The sequence below is a fragment of the Paenibacillus sp. FSL M7-1046 genome, assembly GCF_038007405.1.
In the GTDB taxonomy this organism is placed as follows: Bacteria; Bacillota; Bacilli; order Paenibacillales; family Paenibacillaceae; genus Paenibacillus_AQ.
This window is the reverse complement of the sequence record NZ_JBBOXB010000001.1, coordinates 2,551,731-2,569,978: the sequence shown is the minus strand read 5'-3', so window position 1 is coordinate 2,569,978 and position 18,248 is coordinate 2,551,731. Positions and strand designations below refer to the sequence as shown.

Sequence of the window (18,248 nt, the reverse complement as noted above, 5' to 3'; positions counted from 1 at the left end):
CCTATGAGAATATTAATAGTAGAAGACGAGGTGCATCTGGCGGAGGCCGTCACGCAAATCTTGAAGAAACATAATTATTCGGTAGACGCCGTGCATGACGGCAGATCGGGACTTGATTACGCGTTAAGCGGGATCTATGATTTGCTGCTGCTCGACATCATGATGCCGGAGATGGATGGAATCAGCGTGCTGAGGGCGCTCCGGAATAAGGAAGTGGCTACACCTGTCATTTTTCTGACTGCCAAAGGCGAAATTACGGATATGGTAACTGGGCTCGATTATGGGGCTGATGACTATATCGCCAAACCTTTTTCATCAGAGGAATTGCTGGCCCGGATACGGGCGGTGCTGCGGCGCAAAGGCGAGGTTCTGCCGGATGATGCGCTGAAGTTCGGAGATTTGGAGCTGAATACGACCAATCTGCGGCTTACGGTGAACGGCAAGGAAATGAAGCTGAACCTTAAGGAAAGCGAGCTGCTGGAGCTGCTGATCATACGGAAACAATCCGTAACCTCCAAGGAGCAGATTATTGAGAAGCTGTGGGGATTCGATTCCGAGGCGGAGCATAACAATGTGGAGGTCTATATCTCTTTTCTGCGCAAAAAGCTCACGTTCCTGGGTTCCGCTATACGCATCAGCACAATCCGGAACGTCGGCTATGTATTAGAGGTGAATACCTGATGTTCAAAAAGCTCAGAAACCGGTTCCTGATCGTCAATCTGGTCACTATCTCCGTGATGATGCTTGCCGCCTTCGCCGCCATCTACATCATTTCCTACCTGGATGTGCAGGCTAAGAATGAAATGGAGCTGCACCGGAGTGTAGAGTTGTACCAGAAACGGAAGGGCAACAATTCTGACGGGCCGCGGGATAACGGGACTGTCACCGGAATGCCGCTGCCGGATGGCGGGGACATGGGCAGCATGGGCGGCGGAAATCCCCCGCCGGAACGTTCCGTGTCCTTCATGATTGAAACGGATGATCAGTGGAACCAAACAGGGACGCCAAAATCACAATTCACCATGGAAGACGAGTTCTATCAGCAGGCGCTGCAGGAAGCGGTATCCACAGGCAAAAATACCGGGCGCTTCACCCTCGACGGCAGCGACTGGACTTTTGAGATACAGCCAACCACTAACGGGCATATGCTGGTCTTCCTCGACATCACCGCCCGGCAGGAGATTCTGACCAATCTCAACTATACCTTTACTATCGTAGGCGTGGTCATGCTGATTATTCTCTATTTCACCAGCCGGTATTTTGCCAACCGCTCAATCCAGCCGGTCAAAGAAGCCTTTGATAAGCAGAAACAGTTCATCGCCGATGCCTCCCATGAGCTGAAGACACCGCTTGCCATCATTAGTACCAATACCGATGTGCTGCTCTCTAATGGGGAGGACACGATTGACCAGCAGTCGAAGTGGCTGCACTATATCAAGTCGGAGACAGAGCGGATGGCCAAGCTGACGAATGACTTGCTCTATTTAACGGAAATAGATGATTCGCGGACGGGCATGATCCATACCCCTTTTGATATCAGCGAAGCGGTCGAGAATATCATTCTGACGATGGAAGCTGTAATCTTCGAGAAGAACGTTGCTCTGGAGTATGATATTGAGCCTCATCTGACCGTTCAGGGCAACAGTGAGCAGATCAAGCAAGTGGTCATGATTCTGCTGGACAACGCTGTGAAATATACCGGCCCGAAAGGTGAGGTGAGCCTATCCTTGCGCAAACAGCATAATGATGTGGTGCTGGCCGTTACCAATACCGGCGAGGGCATCGCCCCGGAGCATCTCCCGCGGATCTTCGACCGGTTCTACCGCACCGATACTTCCCGGGCGCGCAAACAAGGCGGCTACGGGCTTGGTCTGGCCATTGCCAAATCCATTGTCGAGCAGCAGCATAAGGGCAAAATTTACGCCCGAAGTGTGATGGGAGAATCCACTACATTTTATGTCCAGCTGTCTTAGAAGAAACATAGACTACGATTATCCCTTTATGTCGGTGGTCCGATTTTTCAGCTTCCCATGCATGAAATCATCCGGTAAAGGTCAACCTACTGGTTAGCGTTCCTATGGGGCGCGTTAATAACAGGAGGCGATCAACCTATGGCAAAACCGGATAACCGTGCAGACAATGTAGAGCATTTACAGCAGAGCATTCAGAATACAGAGCAGAACCTTGAAGAAGCCGAAGGCTACTTAAACGAGTTTGCTTCGGAAATCAGCAGTGAAGAACGGAACCAGATTGAAGAAAAGAATGAACGGCGCAAGGAAAGCATCCGGGGCTTCCGCGCGGAAGTTAAGGACGAGGCAGCTCATTCCCAGGAGTAGTTGACCGCAACGGCGGCCCACCCGGTTTACCCCGGGCTGGACCGCCGTTTGTACGTCGATATTTTACTATTTGCGGGGGTTATAGGCCACTGCGTCTATCTGCACCTTGAGTCCATCCGGACCCCCCACATGGGCAAACTCGGTGGAAATGGTTTTTCTGGCCGGGTATTTACCTTTGAACCTGCGTTTGAACACCTCTTCCATGACCGGAATATCCCATACATCTCTAAGCAGGATATCCACCTTTACGACAGCATCCAGTTGCAAATTCACCTGCTGCAATCTCCGGCTCATATCATTCAGTGCCCCTTCAACCTGCTCCGCTGGCGAACCGCCCACATTGCCGACACAGAAGCTGAGAAAGATAAAATCCCCCGCCTCAACAATGCCCGAATAGGCATACTCTTCATTTACATCAAGTCTAACGATTTCGCTCATCTAATTACCATCTCCCTATACAAGATACACCGATTATATAGGGTGATATCGGACAACAGATTGTCGCAGATCGCAACTATATAGTTTGAACTTAATATCTTTCTGGTTTGGGTTATTGTCGTAACTGCGGAGAATGTTTGGACTTCCGGCCGCTGTTGTCTGCAGATTTCTTGATTTTATTCCGCTGTTTGCGGTTGAAATCCACAGACAAAGGCGGACGCTATCGCTCCGTAAGTATCCAAACTTCCCCTCCGTCACTTCCACCCTTTTTTTTATTTTCCAAGTTCATTCTGTATAGCAAAGAAATATTTACTCAGAGGCTGATCTAGGGCGTCTCGCCACTAGGTAGTTTTTTCGGTGGAGGCTTACGTCTCGGTGTTATAAAGACTTCGCTCTTTTTCCGAAGGCGTGTGTGCGTCCGGAAAGTGTATTCCTGGCTCTGAGCACGAACGGACCGAGTTGCACTTATTTGGGGATTTTAGCCTGTTACAGTACAACACCGGACTCCAGCGCAGTTATTTCTCCCTGCTGGCCGTTTTTAGATAGAATGCAGAGCAGATAAGGTCACCTGGGTCCGCATAAGAGAATAAACAGGTGTTTTACTCTCTATAGCGCCTCCTGAATCCGTTACGAGTAAACAAACCCGCTGCGGGCTTTTAGGGACCCTACTTTCAATACTATAAATCCCTGCTTCCCCAGAGCACTTCCAGTTTGAAGACATGATCTAGAGCAGAATCCGGTTTTCCAAAATATTTTTCAGGCTGATATGCGACTTGGAGGGTCCAAGCTTCATCAGGGAGTCCTGGAATTCCGCCAGTTCGCCGATGGATGCCGTCTGCACTTTGATAAGGTAGTTGTATTCTCCGCTGATGCGGAACAAGTCCGTCACCTCCCAGGCTTGTTCGCAAAAATCAACGAGTTCCTGGCAATATTCTGTTTTGAGCAGGATGAATGTAGTCGTGCCCCGGTTCAGCTTATTTAAATTTAATGCCGCAGTATACCCGGAAATGATGTTCCGCTCTTCCAGCTTGATGATCCTTTCTTTTACGGAGGGTTGGGACATGGAAATTTCTTTACTGATCTGGGACACGGGCATTCGCGCGTTGCGCTGCAGCAACTGCATAATCTGTTTATCAGTTTCATCCATTGGATACTCCATATAGGCACCTCCTGAGCAAGTTTTAATAAAATAGGCTGTTTCCGTAAATATTGTTGCTATTAATAACGAATACAGAACCGCCGCAGTATAAGCGATTCTGTCTGTCCTATCCAAAGCTTTTCTTTGCTTGTTCGAGTAAATTGTATACGAAATCGGCTTTTTCATCCGAATAAGAGAGTAATGTAGTGTATCCATTATTTATAGATTTGAGCTTTTTTTCTGAGTAATGTTTGGCTACATCTGGATTATCCCTTAAATAATTTCTTATGAGAAGATTATTTACCCATTGCTCACCGTTCCAAATAACGACTGCAAGATTAAAGGCATATTCTTGCCGTTTCCGAAAGTATAATCTCCCCACACCAATTTCTCCGAATCCTTCATAACCCTGTTCTATTAAATTGTTAGTAACAGAACTATTCAACTTAAGCGTGTTTACGCCAATTAAGATATCAATAATCGGTTTTGCAATCATTCCTTGTACAGAGGTGCTGCCGAAGTGCTGTATATCAATAACATCATCTCCGAAGGCCTTCAAAAGATTCGCCTTTTCGTTTTGAAATAATTCATTCCACTTTTCATCGTATGGAAGCACACTTATAATTTCATCAATTCCCATCCAATATTTCACCCGCTTTTTTTGGTATATTGTAGCACAAATCATTTGAAAACAACTTTTCTAAACATCCATTAGCCAGTCTTAAATAACCGTATGAAAGCAGTGGATACGTATATACCGAGTTGAATGGAAATTTGCAAACAAAGTAACGCTTTCCAGCTGAAAAACCTTATAATAAATAATCATTTTACTATAAACCCCTTATTATTCGTATGTAATTCAATGTTTCTTTTCCCTATAATTAATTACATCTTAGTTAGGGGGGGATTAGACGTGAGTATTAAAGGCCTTGCCCATGTGGCAATCCAAGCCAAGGATTATCAGGCAACACTTGCTTTTTATACAGAAGTGTTAGAATTCAAGGTGGCGCATCATTGGAGTCTGCCTGCTTTCAAGATCAACGAGGCTTGCATGCTGCTCTCACCGGATCAAAGAACCTGCATTGAGCTTTTTGACGATGAAGCAGTGATTGCGGCTCAAGGAAAAAAAGCGAAGCGTGAAGAGGATGTTGCTCACGGTGCGCTGCTGCATCTGGCCTTCTATGTCGACAATGCCCGGGAAACATATCAAAAAGCCCTTGCTCATGGAGCAAAGGCCTGTATAGAGCCCGACCAATTGTCGCTCGGTGAACCGCCGCTCATTGTGCGAAACGCGCTCGTTCACAGCCCAAACGGGGAGATCATCGAATTCATTGAAGAGGTGGATTGGACTCGTTCCGCTGAGGGATGATCTCCTTACATAAAATCATTAAAATTGATCAGCTTCAGCCGCCGGGCCTCTACTACCGCCTCGGCGCGGGAACGGACGCCCAGCTTCTCAAAGATACGCGTCAGGTTATATTCTACCGTCCGCTGGCTCATCAGCATCTTGGAAGCGATATCCTTGTTGCTGTTCCCGTTGGACACTTCCTGCAGTATCTCCTGCTCCCGTTCATTGATGGATACTTCCTCCAGCATTTTCTCTTCCTTGGACTCATTAAGACGGATATCCCTGCGCCGCAGCTGCCGCAGCAGGGAGACCGGGATGATTGCTTCATCCCGGAGAACGCAGCGGATCGCGTTAAGGAGCTGCTCGCGGGTAACCGTCTTGCTCACGAAGCCGGATACGCCGGAGTCAATCAGCAAGTTGAAGTTGGGGCTGATCTCATACCCTGTATAGATTAACACCCGGCTCTCGGGCTGGACGCTCATCATCCGCTTGGTCAGCTCAAGACCGCTGATCACCGGCATATTCAGATCAAACAGCATGACATCGAAGCTCTCCGACTTGACCAGCTCCAGTGCCTCCATCGCTGAGAGAATCACCGTGACTTTCATCTCCGGATCCTGCTCAATCATATTTTTGGTTCCTTCACCCACGGAAGGATGGTCATCAACCAGCAAGATTTTTATCATCTAAATCGTCCCCACCCTCTCTTGTCATACTTGCTGACTCCAGCGGCAGCGTGATGCAGACCTCAAGTCCTTCACCCACTACCGATTGGAAGAAGATTTCGCCCTCCAGACTGCGCACTCTCTCCTTAATGCCTGACAGACCCATATGCTGGTAGGAATCATTCAATTCACCCAATTCCATTCCAACCCCGTTATCTTTATACATCAGCCGGATCGAATCCCGTTGCTCAATTCCGATCTCAACCACTGTAGCTTTGGCATGCTTATTGGCGTTGCGCAGCAGTTCCTGAACGATGCGGAACAGCGCCAATGTCTGTTCATCGCTTAATTCTGTTATATGATCCGTCACCTGGAAATTGATCACATAATTCGAACGGATCTGAGCCTGCTCGAACAATTGCCCGAGTGCTTCGACAATCCCCATTTCCTTAAGCAGCGGCGGTCTCATCTCATTGCAGGTCTCGCGAATCTGGTGGATAACATCCAGCAGACCTTCCCGTACAGTCTCAAGCTCGTGATAGATATCCTCCGGCATCTGATGGTCGAGCATGACCGTTTCCAGCTTGCGGTACCAGATCAGCTGATCCTGCAGCGCCGAATCATGCAGGTCGGAAGCCAGCCTGCGCCGTTCCGTCTCCGAGAGATTAAAGATCAGACGCATCACCCACGGTGAAGCTCCCTTTTGCTTCTGAAATTCCTGTTCAAGATCTTCAATCAAATTTTCGATCAGATATAGATTCTCGTACACGATGGCACTGTAATTAGCCAAGGTTTTCAGCCAGCTCAATTCATCCAGATTATATTTGGTGCGGTTCTCCTTATCCGCCAGCCAGAGGACGTGAAAGGTAGAGCCTTTCTGCCCCATAACAACGCATAATCCTGAAGGAACGGCCACAGTCTCTCCAACGGCCAGTTTATGAGCAGCATCCCGGAGGGCAGAAATTACGGAGATAGGCACCTCACCTGAATCTGGCTTCGAGCTTCCCCGGGGACCCGATTCCCGGTTCACCTCCAGAAAGGCCACTTTCTTGACCAGTAATATGGAGAGGACCTCCTGTACCAGCAACCGCTCCAGGTCGGCCCGCTTCATCACCCGTGAGATACGGGTAGAGAACCGGTCCAGGCTTCCCTGGAAGCTGTACAGGTTCTTGTTAAAACTTGGTCTGAACCGAAAATCGGCATACTCCTTGCTGAATAACAGGATCGTAACAATAAAATACACCATCAGAAATAACTGTACCCATCGAACCCACGTATAATTGTGCTGCTGGGTAATCAGAATCCCGAAGGTGGTAATTAGCGAAGTTGGGATAAACGCAATAATAATATGGTAAAGAAAACGGCTCAGAACAAAGTCAATATCAAACAGCTGTCTTGTAGTGAACATATACAAGTACACTACGGGAATTGCCAATAGAAAAATCGAGGCCACCTGCGGAGTAAGCAGGGTTATACCAAATAATCTCGGCACGCCAAATAACAGGATAAACGGCATAAATCCAAGCAAATGACCCAGCAAGGTCAGCTTAAATAAATTTCGCAGCGAATCCCGGCGGTGTACCACAAATTTCTGAATCAATTTATAAATAGTGTAGAGATTTGTAAGGATAAAAAAAGGTAACGAAGGCCGTGCTACTAAGAAGAAAAGCAAGTTATATCCCGTTAATATTGTGATGATCTGCACAAGGATAATCGCACCTGTAATACAATAAAAGCCAATAAATACGCTTTTGGGAACCAAAGGCTCCTGATACTGTTTCAAATACCGGTTGAGAAATTGCAGGAAAAATACCGGGACCAACGAGAAGGAGGCAGTAAAGATTATGTTGCCCAAGCTGTCAGTTCTCCCCGAAGAAGCCGCGCTGAAATAGGCAAAACCCGTCGATAAGAAAAACAGGATCAGATATATAGCTGCCTTGTCTTCTTTCTTGCGCTTGTAAACAAACAGTGAGAATCCGGCGAATAACAGCAAGGAGCATAACGGCAAAATAAATTCCAGCAGCAGATTCTCAGATCCAATTCCTTTCGCTACTACAAGCGTGATTCTCTCCTGAACGCCATTAGGCTGATTCCGGTTCAGAGTGATGGTGGAAGCCCCTTCTATTACATCAAATCGCTTAACTGAATGAAATGAAGAGGCGGAGCTTCCATCTATCTCTTCTATAATATCGCCTGGAAGAATCTTTCCATATCCCCAGTAACCAGCAGTTGTATCTACTGCCACGTAACGTCCCTGACCATCCTTTTCGATATCGGTCCCAATCATTCTCTGCTGTAGTATGCTCTGAGATAGATAGACGGCAAGGATAATGACAATGACTGAGAAAGCGGCAACGTTCATTCTTCTCGACAATCCGGTTTCCTCCAAATAAGGCTAGATTAGCTCCAATAAAATGCCATGCGGGGTTCAGCTTTGCCCTCTTTGCTGCTCAGCACGTCAATAAATGCTCTATGTTCAGTTTCACTCATTCCCGCCAATTGAAGTTGTCCAGTCTGTACACGGGTCCAAGCACTTGGATCTGCCATCAACTTTTGAACCATTTCCTTCAACATTTAACATTCCCCCAATCGGTTTATAAGAGATCTTCCTCTTGAATTCAATATATCAGGTGTTGTCCCAACTGGAAACGACAACCACACTAGTACTTTCCGCAAATGTAATTGCGGGGTGATTGCGGGCTTTTGCGGTGGTTTGTGGCGGTTTGTAGCGGGCTTTACGGTACCCTCTGGCTCAGTCTGCCATCGCAAGCATCTGTTCCTGCCAGACGGGGGCAAGCCCAAGCTTGCCTACTAAATCCAGATAATTATAATAGTGAGTTCTCATTCGGATAGAAGAATACAGGAACGTTCCCGATTGCTCGATAATACGCTCAATCTCTTCTTTGCGGTGGGCCACCTCCTCCAATTCCAGGCGTGCCTCAAAATAATCGGTGATCCAGCCCTCCCCCTCCGGGATGGACTGAAGCAGATACAGTGTCGGCAGTGTCTTTTTGCGGTTCCAGAAATCATTTTTGTTGTCCCAGTTCAGCAGGTCACGGATATCATTTTTCATTTGAGCTGCTATTCCGAGCTCCTCCGCATACTTCCTTACCTCTTCATGGATTTCGCCGGTTGCCAGCAGTGTTCCAATCATACAGGCGGCCACAAGCAGACCGGCAGATTTCTGCCTTACCATCTCTATGTATTCCTCTTCGCTCTCAATATCGTTCAGCAGATCTGTTGTTTGGCCATTAATGGCAGAGAGCACCTGCTCATTCATCAGCCGCGCGGCACCGCTTGCCCGCTCCTCCGGGAAATCGCTGGTCAACAGCATCTGCTGGGAAAGCGTCAACAGCCCAAGGGCAATATTCAGGGCGATTTCCGGACTCATCCGGCTCCATACCGTTTCTTTGTTATCCTTGTCCTGCAGATCATCAATGATATCCAGGCTCAGGATCATCAGCTCTACAGCGGCGGCGGCCCGGTAAATCGCCTTACCGCTTCCGCCAAACGCCCGGTAATGAAGCACTGTCATTCTGCTGAACAGCAGTGATTCCCGCAGTTTCTCTTCTACACAGGCTGTTCCTTGCTCCAATAAATGCGGCACGGTAAAAAACGACCGCAATCCCGCTCTGATTTCCAGCTCTATCATTTCTGCACAGCCATCCATCCTCAGAAGCCCCCAATCAATTTCGGTCTCCTAAACGCATCACGGGGTACGCCAAAGTTGCCGCGCGTCAAGCAGATTCCTCTAATAGAAGGGTATTCTATATTCTCTTAGTATTTCCTTCTTCTGAGTGGTATAACATGGGGTATTCTTGTCAACATCGCTCTAATTCCGCTGTCGAACAATAAGAACCAGCCATTATCGGCAAGCCCGTAAACCGGATTACCGGTTCAGGAATATACCTCAAAGCTTCAGTGATAGTCAGTGATCGAACGTTCAAAAATCAATTCCAAAAAGGCGGCAGTTCCAAAGCCATAGGTGTTCGGAGCAAAAATTTGAAACAGCCTCCACCCCTCACGGGCATGCTCATGAATAAGTTCGTGATAATCCTCCTCAGGCTTGCTTTGCAGGATTCCCTTTAAATCGACTTTGACAAATTTGTATTGGTACATCTATTGCACCTCCTCTAGAATCATACAGGAAAGCACCACTTCAGAATGCCCGTCTATTTCCAGCAGCTCCTGAACGGCCCGGTCATAAAAAGTGGCAACCGGCTGGAACTTCCATCCGAATTTATGGGTGCACTGTGATAAACGCTCTGTTAGCCGCCCGCCTTCCAGCAAGCTGAGCCGGTACCCCCGTTCTCCGAACAACTTCATAGAGCTTTGGATGTTGGCCGTTACAAATACGGCTGCCTCCGCCGTTCCCTGGATCAGATCGGAATGGAACAGCTGGTTCCAAATGCCGGGGTCTGTCTCCTTCACTCGCTGAACCACCATTTTTGCCGGATTGCAGTAGAACAGCTCATGCCTGCCGGATACCGGGCTTCTCGAAAAGATATACAGCTCCGGACCGTCCAGCTTGGCCCCGCCCAGCTCCCTTAAGGGTTCATAATCCAGAAACGGTCTGGACTGGACCTGAAGCTCCTGCAGATGGACAAGCAACTTCATCATGAACGGATGCTCTGCCAGCTCACTCTTCCGCAGTCCGAAGGAAGGGGAAGAGAAATAACATTTTGCGGGCTTCACCTCAACATTCCTCTGGGCAAACAGTTGATTCAGCATTTTCATCCGCGAGCGGGTCAACACCTCAAGCTGCGGATTCACATTGGAATTGGAATGATACTTCAGCGCCATCTGCTCTTCCTCAAGTTCATGCTCCGACCGCCAATCCATAGATTTAACCTGCATTCTTAACACATCCTTGTAATAGATTTGGTCCTGGAGTCTGATTGAAAAGGATGGAGTAGAGATCAGGCGCTGACGAGCGTCCAGGATAACCACAGATTAAACTACGGTCCAACCGCCATCGACCACCAGATTGTGCCCGGTGATCATACTTGCGGAATCTGTGGCGAGAAACAGTACTGAATTCGCAATATCCTCCGGTACCGCAAACTTGCGAAGCGGAATACGCGGCAGGTTCGTACGCCGGAACTGAGGATCATCCATCACCTGCTCATTGGCATCGGTAATGACAAAGGTTGGGGATACCGCATTGACTCTAATCCCGTGTTTCGCCCATTCAGCAGCCAGGGAACGTGTTAGATGAATCAGGCCTGCCTTGCTGGCGCTGTAGGGCGCATGGTTCTCACTGCCTACTACGCCGTCATGGGAAGCAATCATGATGATGGAGCCCCGCTTATGGCGGACCATCGTCTTCGCGACCTCTCTGGTCAGGAAGAACGTGCCCTTGAGATTAATATCTACGACGAAATCCCATTGCTCTTCGCTCAGACTCAGCGCAGGCGACAGCAGGTTCACGCCTGCATTGTTGATCAGAATATCGATGCTCTCCACCTGTTCTTCGATAGAACGCACACACCGCTCGATGTCCTCCACGCTGCGCAGGTCAAGGGGCTTGCACAGCACCTCAACACCGTACAACCGCTGGAGCCGTTCAGCCTCAATCTCGGCATTCTCCAGAGATTCGGGCAGCTCCGTGAGCACTATAGAAGCGCCGGACTCTGCAAAATGCTCAGCGATTTCCGCTCCTATCCCGCTTCCGGCACCGGTCACCATTGCCCATTGTCCAAGCAGCTTCTTGCCTTCAACGGCACGGATCGGACGTTCTTTCCACTGTGCCTTGCCGGGTTTCAGCTTCTCCGGTTTCATTGCATTTCCCATCATCTCATCCCCCCCTCTATAAGGCCTTTATAGCTTTGTAGAGCAGTTTAGGATTCAGCTTCTGTCCATACAGGAGGACACCCACCTGATAAATCTTCGCCGACAGCCAGCAAGCAGCCAGAGTAGATACGAACAGGATCAGCGTCGGAATTACAATCTCCAAGACTGTCAGATCTGAGGCGCCAATTCTTGCGAACATAACGAACGGGGTAAAAAAAGGAATGTATGAGCCTACCACCGCCAGTGTACCGTCAGGGTTCAGCATAGCTAGCATAGCAACAATGAGTCCTGCCATAAGCAAAATCGAGATGGGCAGCGTCACCTGGTTGATTTCCTCGCTGCGGCTAACCATCGATCCAGTTGCCGCGAACAAGGCAGCAAAGAAGAAATAACCGAGAATGAAAAAGAGAGTTAACAGCATAATTGTGGTTCCGCCCAGAATGGAGAAATCCACTGGCATGCCGAACAGCTCCAGCACCCCGCCTGTACCCGACACCGTCAGGATCAGGTAAACCGCACCAACAATAATGGCAAACTGCAGAATCCCTGCCAGGCCGACGCCAAACACCTTGCCGAAAAGAAGCTGTACCGGCTTAACCTTCGTAATCAGGATCTCCTTGACCCGGGAGCCCTTCTCTACGGATACAGATACTGCTACATTGCTTCCGAACATGTAAATTAGAAGATACAGCATGAACGTCACCATATAGACCGGCCAATACGTGGTAGTTAAGGATTTGCTTCCGGCCTCCATCTCCTGTACTTGCATCTGAACCGCTGAGGTCAGCTGCTCCTGCTGCTCCTGTCCCAGGCCCAGTTGGTGAATTTGAAACATCGTATACTGATTCTGAACGTAGCTGTTCAGTTCGCGGATATAAGGAGCATCATCCGCCTTGTTTACGGTTAAGGAAAGAACCGGCTGGCTGCCTTGATTCTCAATCTGAACAATCCCAAGAAGTGATTCCTTCTCCTCCAGACGCTTCAGCTCACTAGCCCTTTCATTCTCGGTGATCATCCGCCAGTCATAGGAAGCTGATACGTTCTCCTTGAAACTATCTGCGTTCGGGATGGCACCTGTCCTATCCAGCACATCAATTTCGCCCTTCGCGGAATTCCCGTCATCCTGAGTTAATTTTGGAACCAGTACAAGTGCAGCCATGGCCACAATCATAATCAGTGTCAAATAGGTAAAGGCCTTGGAACGTAAGCGTTCCTTGAAGGAGTAAGCAAATACCAGACCAAAATTCCTCATGACACTTCACCTACCTTTTCTACGAATATCTCATGCAGTGTTGGCTCTTTAATCTCGAATTTCAGCAGCCGGATGCCCATCTGGGTCAAGCGCAGCAATAGCTCATTGGCCTCATCCTCATCCCGCACCTTCATCTGCCATTCCTTTGCATCTGCGGTAAGCGGCTGAAGATGTGTTGCCACCAGATGCCGGCTGAGATCTTCATCACTTCGCAGCAGCACGTTGCAGCGCTCATAGGAGCGTTTAATGTCTGCTATGCTGCCCGATACTATCATTCTTCCACGCTTAAGAATGCATATATCCTCGCAGAACTGTTCTACATGCCCCATCTGATGGCTGGAGAAAATCATGGTCTTTCCCAGCGACAACTGCTCCTTCACGATCGTCGCAAGCATATCCGAGTTAATGGGATCGAGGCCGCTGAATGGTTCATCGAGAATGATCAGCTCGGGGTCATGCAGAAGGGCAGAGATAATCTGCACCTTCTGCTGGTTCCCTTTGGACAGCTGCTCTACGCGTCTATGTTCATGTTCTGTGACCCCGAGCCGCTCCAGCCAATGCTTCATGGCCTTTATAGCCGCCAGCCGTGACATGCCCTCCAGTCTGGCGAAATAAACCAGCTGTTCACTAACCTTTTCCTTAGGATAGAGGCCCCGTTCCTCCGGCAAATATCCAATGCTCGGACGGTTCTCCAGGATCGGTTTCCCTTCCCACAGAATGCTTCCCGCATTATAATCCACTAATCCGAGGATGGAACGGATGGTCGTTGTTTTACCTGCCCCGTTCCCTCCCAGAAGTCCGAAAGCCTTGCCGGTAGGTGCCTCAAGGGTAATATCGTGAATGACCCGGTTGTTCCCATATTGCTTCATTAATCCATTAATCTGTAGTCCCATGCTGTTTCCTCCATTACATCAATTTAATTCGGGTTAAGTGGCAGAGCAGAACATATCCGATTTCCGGCAGGCCCGTCTCTATATTTGTTAGTCCATATATGTATAACTAAGAAACTGTTATTTTCGGATTTATGAAAGCCTACAGCCATAGGGCTGTAGGCAGGTGAGGTGGCAAGATACGTTCACGAAACTGCGACAGGATGTTTCAGGCATCCCTCCCGCATAAATAAATCTGTAGCCTGGGATATGATATGGTCGGCTTGTTCTTCTTCGACTTGGTAGCGGTCCCTAAGGGCCTGCTTCAATTCAAAGCGATTGGCGCCCGCCATCATTCCTTCCAGCAGCAGTGCCATAGGCTCGCTCAGCTTCAGTAACTTCTGGCTGGCAGTCTGGTAGACCGTCGGAGTTTCCCCGATGAAGAACAGAAATACGGTATCTGCGACTGCCGAGTGGACATTTCCTCTTCGCTCATAGGGGTATTTGTGTGTACAGGTTGGCAGCGACACCCGAAAATTGTCCACACTAAGACCATCTAAAGCCTGCGAGTATTTGTTAAGCCCTTTGAGCAATTCAATGGTCTGCATATATAAGTGCATTGTGTTATGTTTTTTGCGGATATTACAATATTGCTGGCGGTTCATGTAGGCGGGCAGGAAACTGCATTTGGTGCAGGAAGCGTTAATTTCACAAGTCGCGCAGCCTCTTAATAGCTGCTCCCGATCCGAGACCACCGCAGTCTGCAGCAGCAACCTATCCATAGAATCATCCAGAGTGCCGATAGCGCCGCAGCCTCTGCACCCGGATACCGCCTGATTGCCGTCTACAAACAGCCGCGGAAGCTGCTTCACTGTGCAAGTCTGGGCTCCTGACCAGCGGCAGCTATCCACCAGATACGACTGGATTTCATATCCGTGCCGGAAGGTCCCTGTTCGGCTGAAATGGTCCACATCCTCCAGATAGGCCTCCAGATCTTCTATGGTTGTTATCCTTAACATCTGGAACTCCAAGTTGTTCTTATCCTGTTCCCTGGTTGCCGCTTCTGAATAGCCCATTTGCCGGATGTGGATCGGCTCCACCTGAAGAAAATCATTCAGCTGCAGAATATATTCAGTTCCTTCCGTCTGCACCACCTGGTGAGCATTGGATAAATAGTATTCTTCTTTGTCAGCAGCCTCCGACAATTCCTCAAATCTCCGGTTGCTGCGCTTCCATACCCCATCGGAATCATAATAGATATAGCTTGGTTTGTCTTCCCTGTATACTTGGTTATATTCGTATATGAGTGCGCTATTGAGGACTGTGTACTCCCCAAAATAATTACTTGGCACTTCTTCCTCTAGCGGTTCTGTGAGCCCGATATGCTTGACCCCACCACCGATCGCCTGCTGCGGATAATATCCGGTCATATAGGCGGTATATTCGTTTAATAAGGCCCGAGGCTGCTCTGTGGTAAGATGCTCAAGCATTACAGCGGCTAAGGCTTCCGGGAGAATGACGGGGTGAATGGCTTTGGCCCGGTCCATCGGTTCTGCCCGTACAGATACCGCCTCAATCACTCCTTCAGTGATCCATCTGTGCAGCAGCTCCGCCGTAAGGCTGGGGTCTTCTTCCCGGTTTCCGTCATCGGTAAGCGTAACGGAGAAGGTCATCGGCTGACTGGTTTGCCTTTGCCATATCATATAATTAATTGCTTCTTCTTTCGGGAAGGCATCCGGCGTGATACCCAGCGGAACCTTGATCTGAAGTTGTTCTACGCCGCACTGTTTAAATCGCTCCAGCATTGAATATGTGCAGGCTTCCAGCGGAACAGTCAGCTTATAGCCAGCCTTGAACTCCGCTTCTTCCAGAACCTCCAGAATCTGCTCTCTCTGCGCCTCATCCCGGATCAGGTCGAATCCCTCAATAGTAAAGACGGGCGCCATCTGTCTGGATGTCCGAACCGCAAGCTCCAGATCACGCTGCAGCCGCTCCGGAGAATGCCTCCGTATCCCTTGGGCAACATGCTGAGGATTGCCGAGCTGATCCGCACATTTCACTGACAGCATCGCCGCCTGCCTCCGGTCTGACGTGTCCTCCCATACCCCGGTCAGCTCATCCAACTCCATGAGGCCTGCTGCAGCCGCGGCTTCCTCCTCCGCGGGAAGGGCCAGCGAATCTCCACCAGGCTTTCTGCCAAGCATGGTCCGGGATGTAAATCCATTCACAGCAGACCAGCCCTCTACCTCTGTATTCACCAGCCGGGAGAGCGTCCGCTCAGGGCTCCACCTTACCAAACCGTCCACTTCTGTTTCCCCGAACACTTCCTCACCGAGAACCGCTGCCAGATTACCAAACCAGATGACCCGGTTCCGCCCCTCCTGCTCCTTAAGGGTGGAGGTCAACCGCTTACATAACCGGTAATTTGACGGTGTTACATGAAGTGCAATAATTTCATTCCCCATTGCAGCAATATCTGCAGTTGTATCATATATGTTAGATAGATTAGGTTCGATATATTGAGTCGCCGTCATGCCTTGTCTTTTGAAGAAGGCTCTGATATACCTGCAATCCAGATGATCACCGGCAGTGAACAACCTGGGTTTCTGCTGTTCGAAGTGTATCAGCGTGATCCCGTTCCCGAAGGATAGTCCAAGCACCATTCATCTCTCCTCGCCGTCTTATGTAACTTTTGGGCCGTATTATTTTTCTTATGGACTAATCATAATTCATATTTTTAGGTTTTACACCGAAAAGCACCCTTCGTCATCCCACAAACATCTTGCGGAATGCAGCAGCAAAAAGCGCAACAGCTGGCAAAACCAAGCAGGTATAGAATTCTTAACTAGATAAGTCGAACTTTAGACTTACCGATCCGGCATAGTATGCAACTGCGGTAAATGTTTGGACTTCCGGCCGCTGTTGTCTACAGATTTCTTGATGAATACCGCTCTTAGTGGTTGAAATCCGTAGACTGGTTATGCTTCCGATGCGAGCTTTCCTACGGAAAGCTTTCAGGCGGACTCTACCGCTCCTCCAGTTCCCCCTCCGTTCCTCCCTTTCCTTATCTCAATTTTTCAAGTTGAATCTACATAGGTAGTTCTTTAGGGCGTGTCTTCAAACCGCTTCACCCGCCAAAACCTGCTGCTGTATGCCTTAAGGAATGATAGGTACAGTAGCATTTTCTGATCACATGCGGAGAAAGGCATTTCGCCACTAGGTAGTTTTTTCGGTGGAGGTTTACGTCTCGGTGTTTTTGAGACTTCGCTCTTCTTCCGAAGGCGTGTATGCGTCCGGAAAGTGTATTCCTGGCTCTGAGCATGGACGGACCGAGTTGCACTTATTTGGGGATTTTAGCCTGTTACAGGAGGAAAACGGACTCCAGCGCAGTTATTTCTCCCTGCTGGCCATTTTTAGATAGAATGCAGAGCAGATAAGGTCGCCTGGGTCCGCAAAAGAGAATAAACAGGGGTTTTACTCTCCATAGCGCCTCCTGAGTCCGAGTAAACGAACCCGCTGCAGGCTTTTAGGGACCCTGCTTTCAATACTAAATCCCTGCTTCTCCAGAGCTCTTCCAGTTTGAAGACATGCTCTAGTTCAACTGATATAAATCAAAACCACCCGTCAAACGGGTGGTTTGCTCTGAGGCTATAAGCCTCTGGTGCCGGCTAGCGTCTAAAGGCGCTGGCTTTCACTTCGTTCAAGCTACTATGCCTTTGCCTCTTTTGCCTACCCCTGAAGGGGTGCTTGGACTACCGGCTACCCCTTAAAGGGGTTTTCGTACTCTTTCACACTCAGCTTATCCAGCGCAATATCGTGACTTTCCTGCTCTTGGATGTATTTCTTAATTGTTGCCTCGTTGAGTCCTACGGTGCTTACGTAATAGCCTTCCGCCCAAAAATGACGATTTCCATACTTATACTTTAAATTTGCATGCTTATCGAAGATCATCAGCGCACTTTTCCCTTTTAGGTATCCCATAAAACTAGATACACTCATTTTCGGTGGGATACTGACCAGCATGTGGATATGATCTGGCATGAGGTGTCCCTCGATAATCTCTACCCCTTTATAGCCACAGAGTTGCTTTAGGATATCACGGATACTTTCCTTGTATTGATTGTAGATCACCTTTCGTCTATACTTTGGGGTGAATACGATATGGTATTTGCACATCCATTTGGTGTGTGCCATGCCTTCTCTGGCTTGTGCCACAAAAAACCACCTTCTCCTTTCGTTATACATAGTAGCTTGAACACTCCTATTATAACGCTCGCATCAGGTGGTTTTTTGCTATAAGCATCACTACACCACCCGCATAGCAGGTGGTTTTTTGTTTCGCACGCTTCGCGTACTCAACTGGCTAAAGCCATAATAAAAAAGCCGCTTGGCAGCGGCTCTCATTCCTT

Annotated in this window: 18 protein-coding genes; 4 read left to right on the top strand and 14 right to left on the bottom strand. The window is 48.7% G+C overall.

Features of this window, described 5'->3' with window-relative positions; genetic code table 11:
* Window positions 1–3: 3 nt before the first annotated feature.
* The 3 genes from NYE29_RS11235 to tlp all read left to right on the top strand — a co-directional run bounded on the left by NYE29_RS11235 (window position 4) and on the right by tlp (window position 2,336).
* On the top strand, window positions 4–681 hold the full coding sequence (locus NYE29_RS11235; protein WP_076113538.1) for a response regulator transcription factor: 678 nt from the start codon (window positions 4–6) through the stop codon (window positions 679–681).
* The gene (locus NYE29_RS11230; RefSeq protein WP_340896006.1) at window positions 681–1,973 is read left to right on the top strand and encodes a sensor histidine kinase; all 1,293 of its coding nucleotides are present in this window, start codon (window positions 681–683) and stop codon (window positions 1,971–1,973) included. The genes NYE29_RS11235 and NYE29_RS11230 overlap by 1 nt, the downstream gene beginning before the upstream one ends.
* Before the next feature lie 138 nt (window positions 1,974–2,111).
* Window positions 2,112–2,336 carry a small acid-soluble spore protein Tlp gene (tlp, locus tag NYE29_RS11225; RefSeq protein WP_038597959.1) on the top strand — a complete coding sequence of 75 codons (225 nt, stop codon included), beginning with the start codon at window positions 2,112–2,114 and terminating at the stop codon, window positions 2,334–2,336.
* A gap of 66 nt (window positions 2,337–2,402) precedes the next feature.
* Here the strand turns inward: tlp and NYE29_RS11220 are convergent, their stop codons facing one another.
* The 3 genes from NYE29_RS11220 to NYE29_RS11210 all read right to left on the bottom strand — a co-directional run bounded on the left by NYE29_RS11220 (window position 2,403) and on the right by NYE29_RS11210 (window position 4,552).
* Window positions 2,403–2,774 (bottom strand): RidA family protein, encoded by a 372-nt coding sequence (locus NYE29_RS11220; RefSeq protein WP_340896005.1) that lies wholly within the window; start codon window positions 2,772–2,774, stop codon window positions 2,403–2,405.
* 724 nt (window positions 2,775–3,498) lie between these two features.
* Window positions 3,499–3,933 (bottom strand): Lrp/AsnC family transcriptional regulator, encoded by a 435-nt coding sequence (locus NYE29_RS11215; RefSeq protein ID WP_076113542.1) that lies wholly within the window; start codon window positions 3,931–3,933, stop codon window positions 3,499–3,501.
* A 106-nt stretch (window positions 3,934–4,039) separates the two neighbouring features.
* Window positions 4,040–4,552 (bottom strand): GrpB family protein, encoded by a 513-nt coding sequence (locus NYE29_RS11210; RefSeq protein ID WP_340896004.1) that lies wholly within the window; start codon window positions 4,550–4,552, stop codon window positions 4,040–4,042.
* Window positions 4,553–4,825: 273 nt separating this feature from the next.
* Here NYE29_RS11210 and NYE29_RS11205 point away from each other — a divergent pair, with 273 nt between their 5' ends.
* Complete coding sequence (locus tag NYE29_RS11205; protein ID WP_076113544.1) at window positions 4,826–5,281, top strand: VOC family protein; 456 nt, start codon at window positions 4,826–4,828, stop codon at window positions 5,279–5,281.
* Between the two features lie 5 nt (window positions 5,282–5,286).
* On the opposite strand, the gene NYE29_RS11200 is transcribed toward NYE29_RS11205, so the two are convergent.
* The 11 genes from NYE29_RS11200 to tnpA form a co-directional block, all read right to left on the bottom strand.
* Complete coding sequence (locus NYE29_RS11200; protein WP_076113545.1) at window positions 5,287–5,946, bottom strand: response regulator transcription factor; 660 nt, start codon at window positions 5,944–5,946, stop codon at window positions 5,287–5,289.
* Complete coding sequence (locus NYE29_RS11195; RefSeq protein WP_340896003.1) at window positions 5,924–8,299, bottom strand: sensor histidine kinase; 2,376 nt, start codon at window positions 8,297–8,299, stop codon at window positions 5,924–5,926. Before NYE29_RS11195 ends, NYE29_RS11200 begins: the two co-directional genes overlap by 23 nt.
* Before the next feature lie 26 nt (window positions 8,300–8,325).
* Window positions 8,326–8,499, bottom strand: coding sequence for a competence pheromone ComX (gene comX / locus NYE29_RS11190; RefSeq protein ID WP_340896002.1), 174 nt, complete (start codon window positions 8,497–8,499; stop codon window positions 8,326–8,328).
* 178 nt (window positions 8,500–8,677) lie between these two features.
* Window positions 8,678–9,595, bottom strand: a complete 918-nt coding sequence (locus tag NYE29_RS11185) for a polyprenyl synthetase family protein (protein ID WP_340896000.1) — start codon at window positions 9,593–9,595, stop codon at window positions 8,678–8,680.
* Window positions 9,596–9,843: 248 nt separating this feature from the next.
* Window positions 9,844–10,044, bottom strand: a complete 201-nt coding sequence (locus NYE29_RS11180) for a DUF4177 domain-containing protein (RefSeq protein ID WP_038597970.1) — start codon at window positions 10,042–10,044, stop codon at window positions 9,844–9,846.
* A complete protein-coding gene (locus tag NYE29_RS11175; protein ID WP_340895998.1) occupies window positions 10,045–10,782 on the bottom strand; it encodes a hypothetical protein in 738 nt (245 codons plus the stop codon).
* A gap of 96 nt (window positions 10,783–10,878) precedes the next feature.
* Window positions 10,879–11,721: an SDR family NAD(P)-dependent oxidoreductase gene (locus NYE29_RS11170; RefSeq protein ID WP_083675879.1), complete on the bottom strand. Its 843-nt coding sequence runs from the start codon at window positions 11,719–11,721 to the stop codon at window positions 10,879–10,881.
* 13 nt (window positions 11,722–11,734) lie between these two features.
* Window positions 11,735–12,970 carry an ABC transporter permease gene (locus NYE29_RS11165; protein WP_340895997.1) on the bottom strand — a complete coding sequence of 412 codons (1,236 nt, stop codon included), beginning with the start codon at window positions 12,968–12,970 and terminating at the stop codon, window positions 11,735–11,737.
* Window positions 12,967–13,863: an ABC transporter ATP-binding protein gene (locus tag NYE29_RS11160; protein ID WP_076113550.1), complete on the bottom strand. Its 897-nt coding sequence runs from the start codon at window positions 13,861–13,863 to the stop codon at window positions 12,967–12,969. The genes NYE29_RS11165 and NYE29_RS11160 overlap by 4 nt, the downstream gene beginning before the upstream one ends.
* Window positions 13,864–14,045: 182 nt before the next feature.
* On the bottom strand, window positions 14,046–16,502 hold the full coding sequence (locus NYE29_RS11155; protein WP_340895995.1) for a hypothetical protein: 2,457 nt from the start codon (window positions 16,500–16,502) through the stop codon (window positions 14,046–14,048).
* A 1,096-nt stretch (window positions 16,503–17,598) separates the two neighbouring features.
* Window positions 17,599–18,033, bottom strand: coding sequence for an IS200/IS605 family transposase (tnpA, locus tag NYE29_RS11150; protein WP_340899572.1), 435 nt, complete (start codon window positions 18,031–18,033; stop codon window positions 17,599–17,601).
* Between the last annotated feature and the right edge of the window lie 215 nt (window positions 18,034–18,248).

Coding starts and splice junctions, on each gene's coding strand:
- NYE29_RS11170 (WP_083675879.1), bottom strand. CDS start 11,721: ATGATGGGAAATGCAATGAAACCGGAGAAGCTGAAACCCGGCAAGGCA.
- NYE29_RS11165 (WP_340895997.1), bottom strand. CDS start 12,970: ATGAGGAATTTTGGTCTGGTATTTGCTTACTCCTTCAAGGAACGCTTA.
- tlp (WP_038597959.1), top strand. CDS start 2,112: ATGGCAAAACCGGATAACCGTGCAGACAATGTAGAGCATTTACAGCAG.
- NYE29_RS11160 (WP_076113550.1), bottom strand. CDS start 13,863: ATGGGACTACAGATTAATGGATTAATGAAGCAATATGGGAACAACCGG.
- tnpA (WP_340899572.1), bottom strand. CDS start 18,033: ATGGCACACACCAAATGGATGTGCAAATACCATATCGTATTCACCCCA.
- comX (WP_340896002.1), bottom strand. CDS start 8,499: ATGTTGAAGGAAATGGTTCAAAAGTTGATGGCAGATCCAAGTGCTTGG.
- NYE29_RS11215 (WP_076113542.1), bottom strand. CDS start 3,933: ATGGAGTATCCAATGGATGAAACTGATAAACAGATTATGCAGTTGCTG.
- NYE29_RS11200 (WP_076113545.1), bottom strand. CDS start 5,946: ATGATAAAAATCTTGCTGGTTGATGACCATCCTTCCGTGGGTGAAGGA.
- NYE29_RS11185 (WP_340896000.1), bottom strand. CDS start 9,595: ATGGATGGCTGTGCAGAAATGATAGAGCTGGAAATCAGAGCGGGATTG.
- NYE29_RS11180 (WP_038597970.1), bottom strand. CDS start 10,044: ATGTACCAATACAAATTTGTCAAAGTCGATTTAAAGGGAATCCTGCAA.
- NYE29_RS11175 (WP_340895998.1), bottom strand. CDS start 10,782: ATGCAGGTTAAATCTATGGATTGGCGGTCGGAGCATGAACTTGAGGAA.
- NYE29_RS11230 (WP_340896006.1), top strand. CDS start 681: ATGTTCAAAAAGCTCAGAAACCGGTTCCTGATCGTCAATCTGGTCACT.
- NYE29_RS11210 (WP_340896004.1), bottom strand. CDS start 4,552: ATGGGAATTGATGAAATTATAAGTGTGCTTCCATACGATGAAAAGTGG.
- NYE29_RS11235 (WP_076113538.1), top strand. CDS start 4: ATGAGAATATTAATAGTAGAAGACGAGGTGCATCTGGCGGAGGCCGTC.
- NYE29_RS11220 (WP_340896005.1), bottom strand. CDS start 2,774: ATGAGCGAAATCGTTAGACTTGATGTAAATGAAGAGTATGCCTATTCG.
- NYE29_RS11155 (WP_340895995.1), bottom strand. CDS start 16,502: ATGGTGCTTGGACTATCCTTCGGGAACGGGATCACGCTGATACACTTC.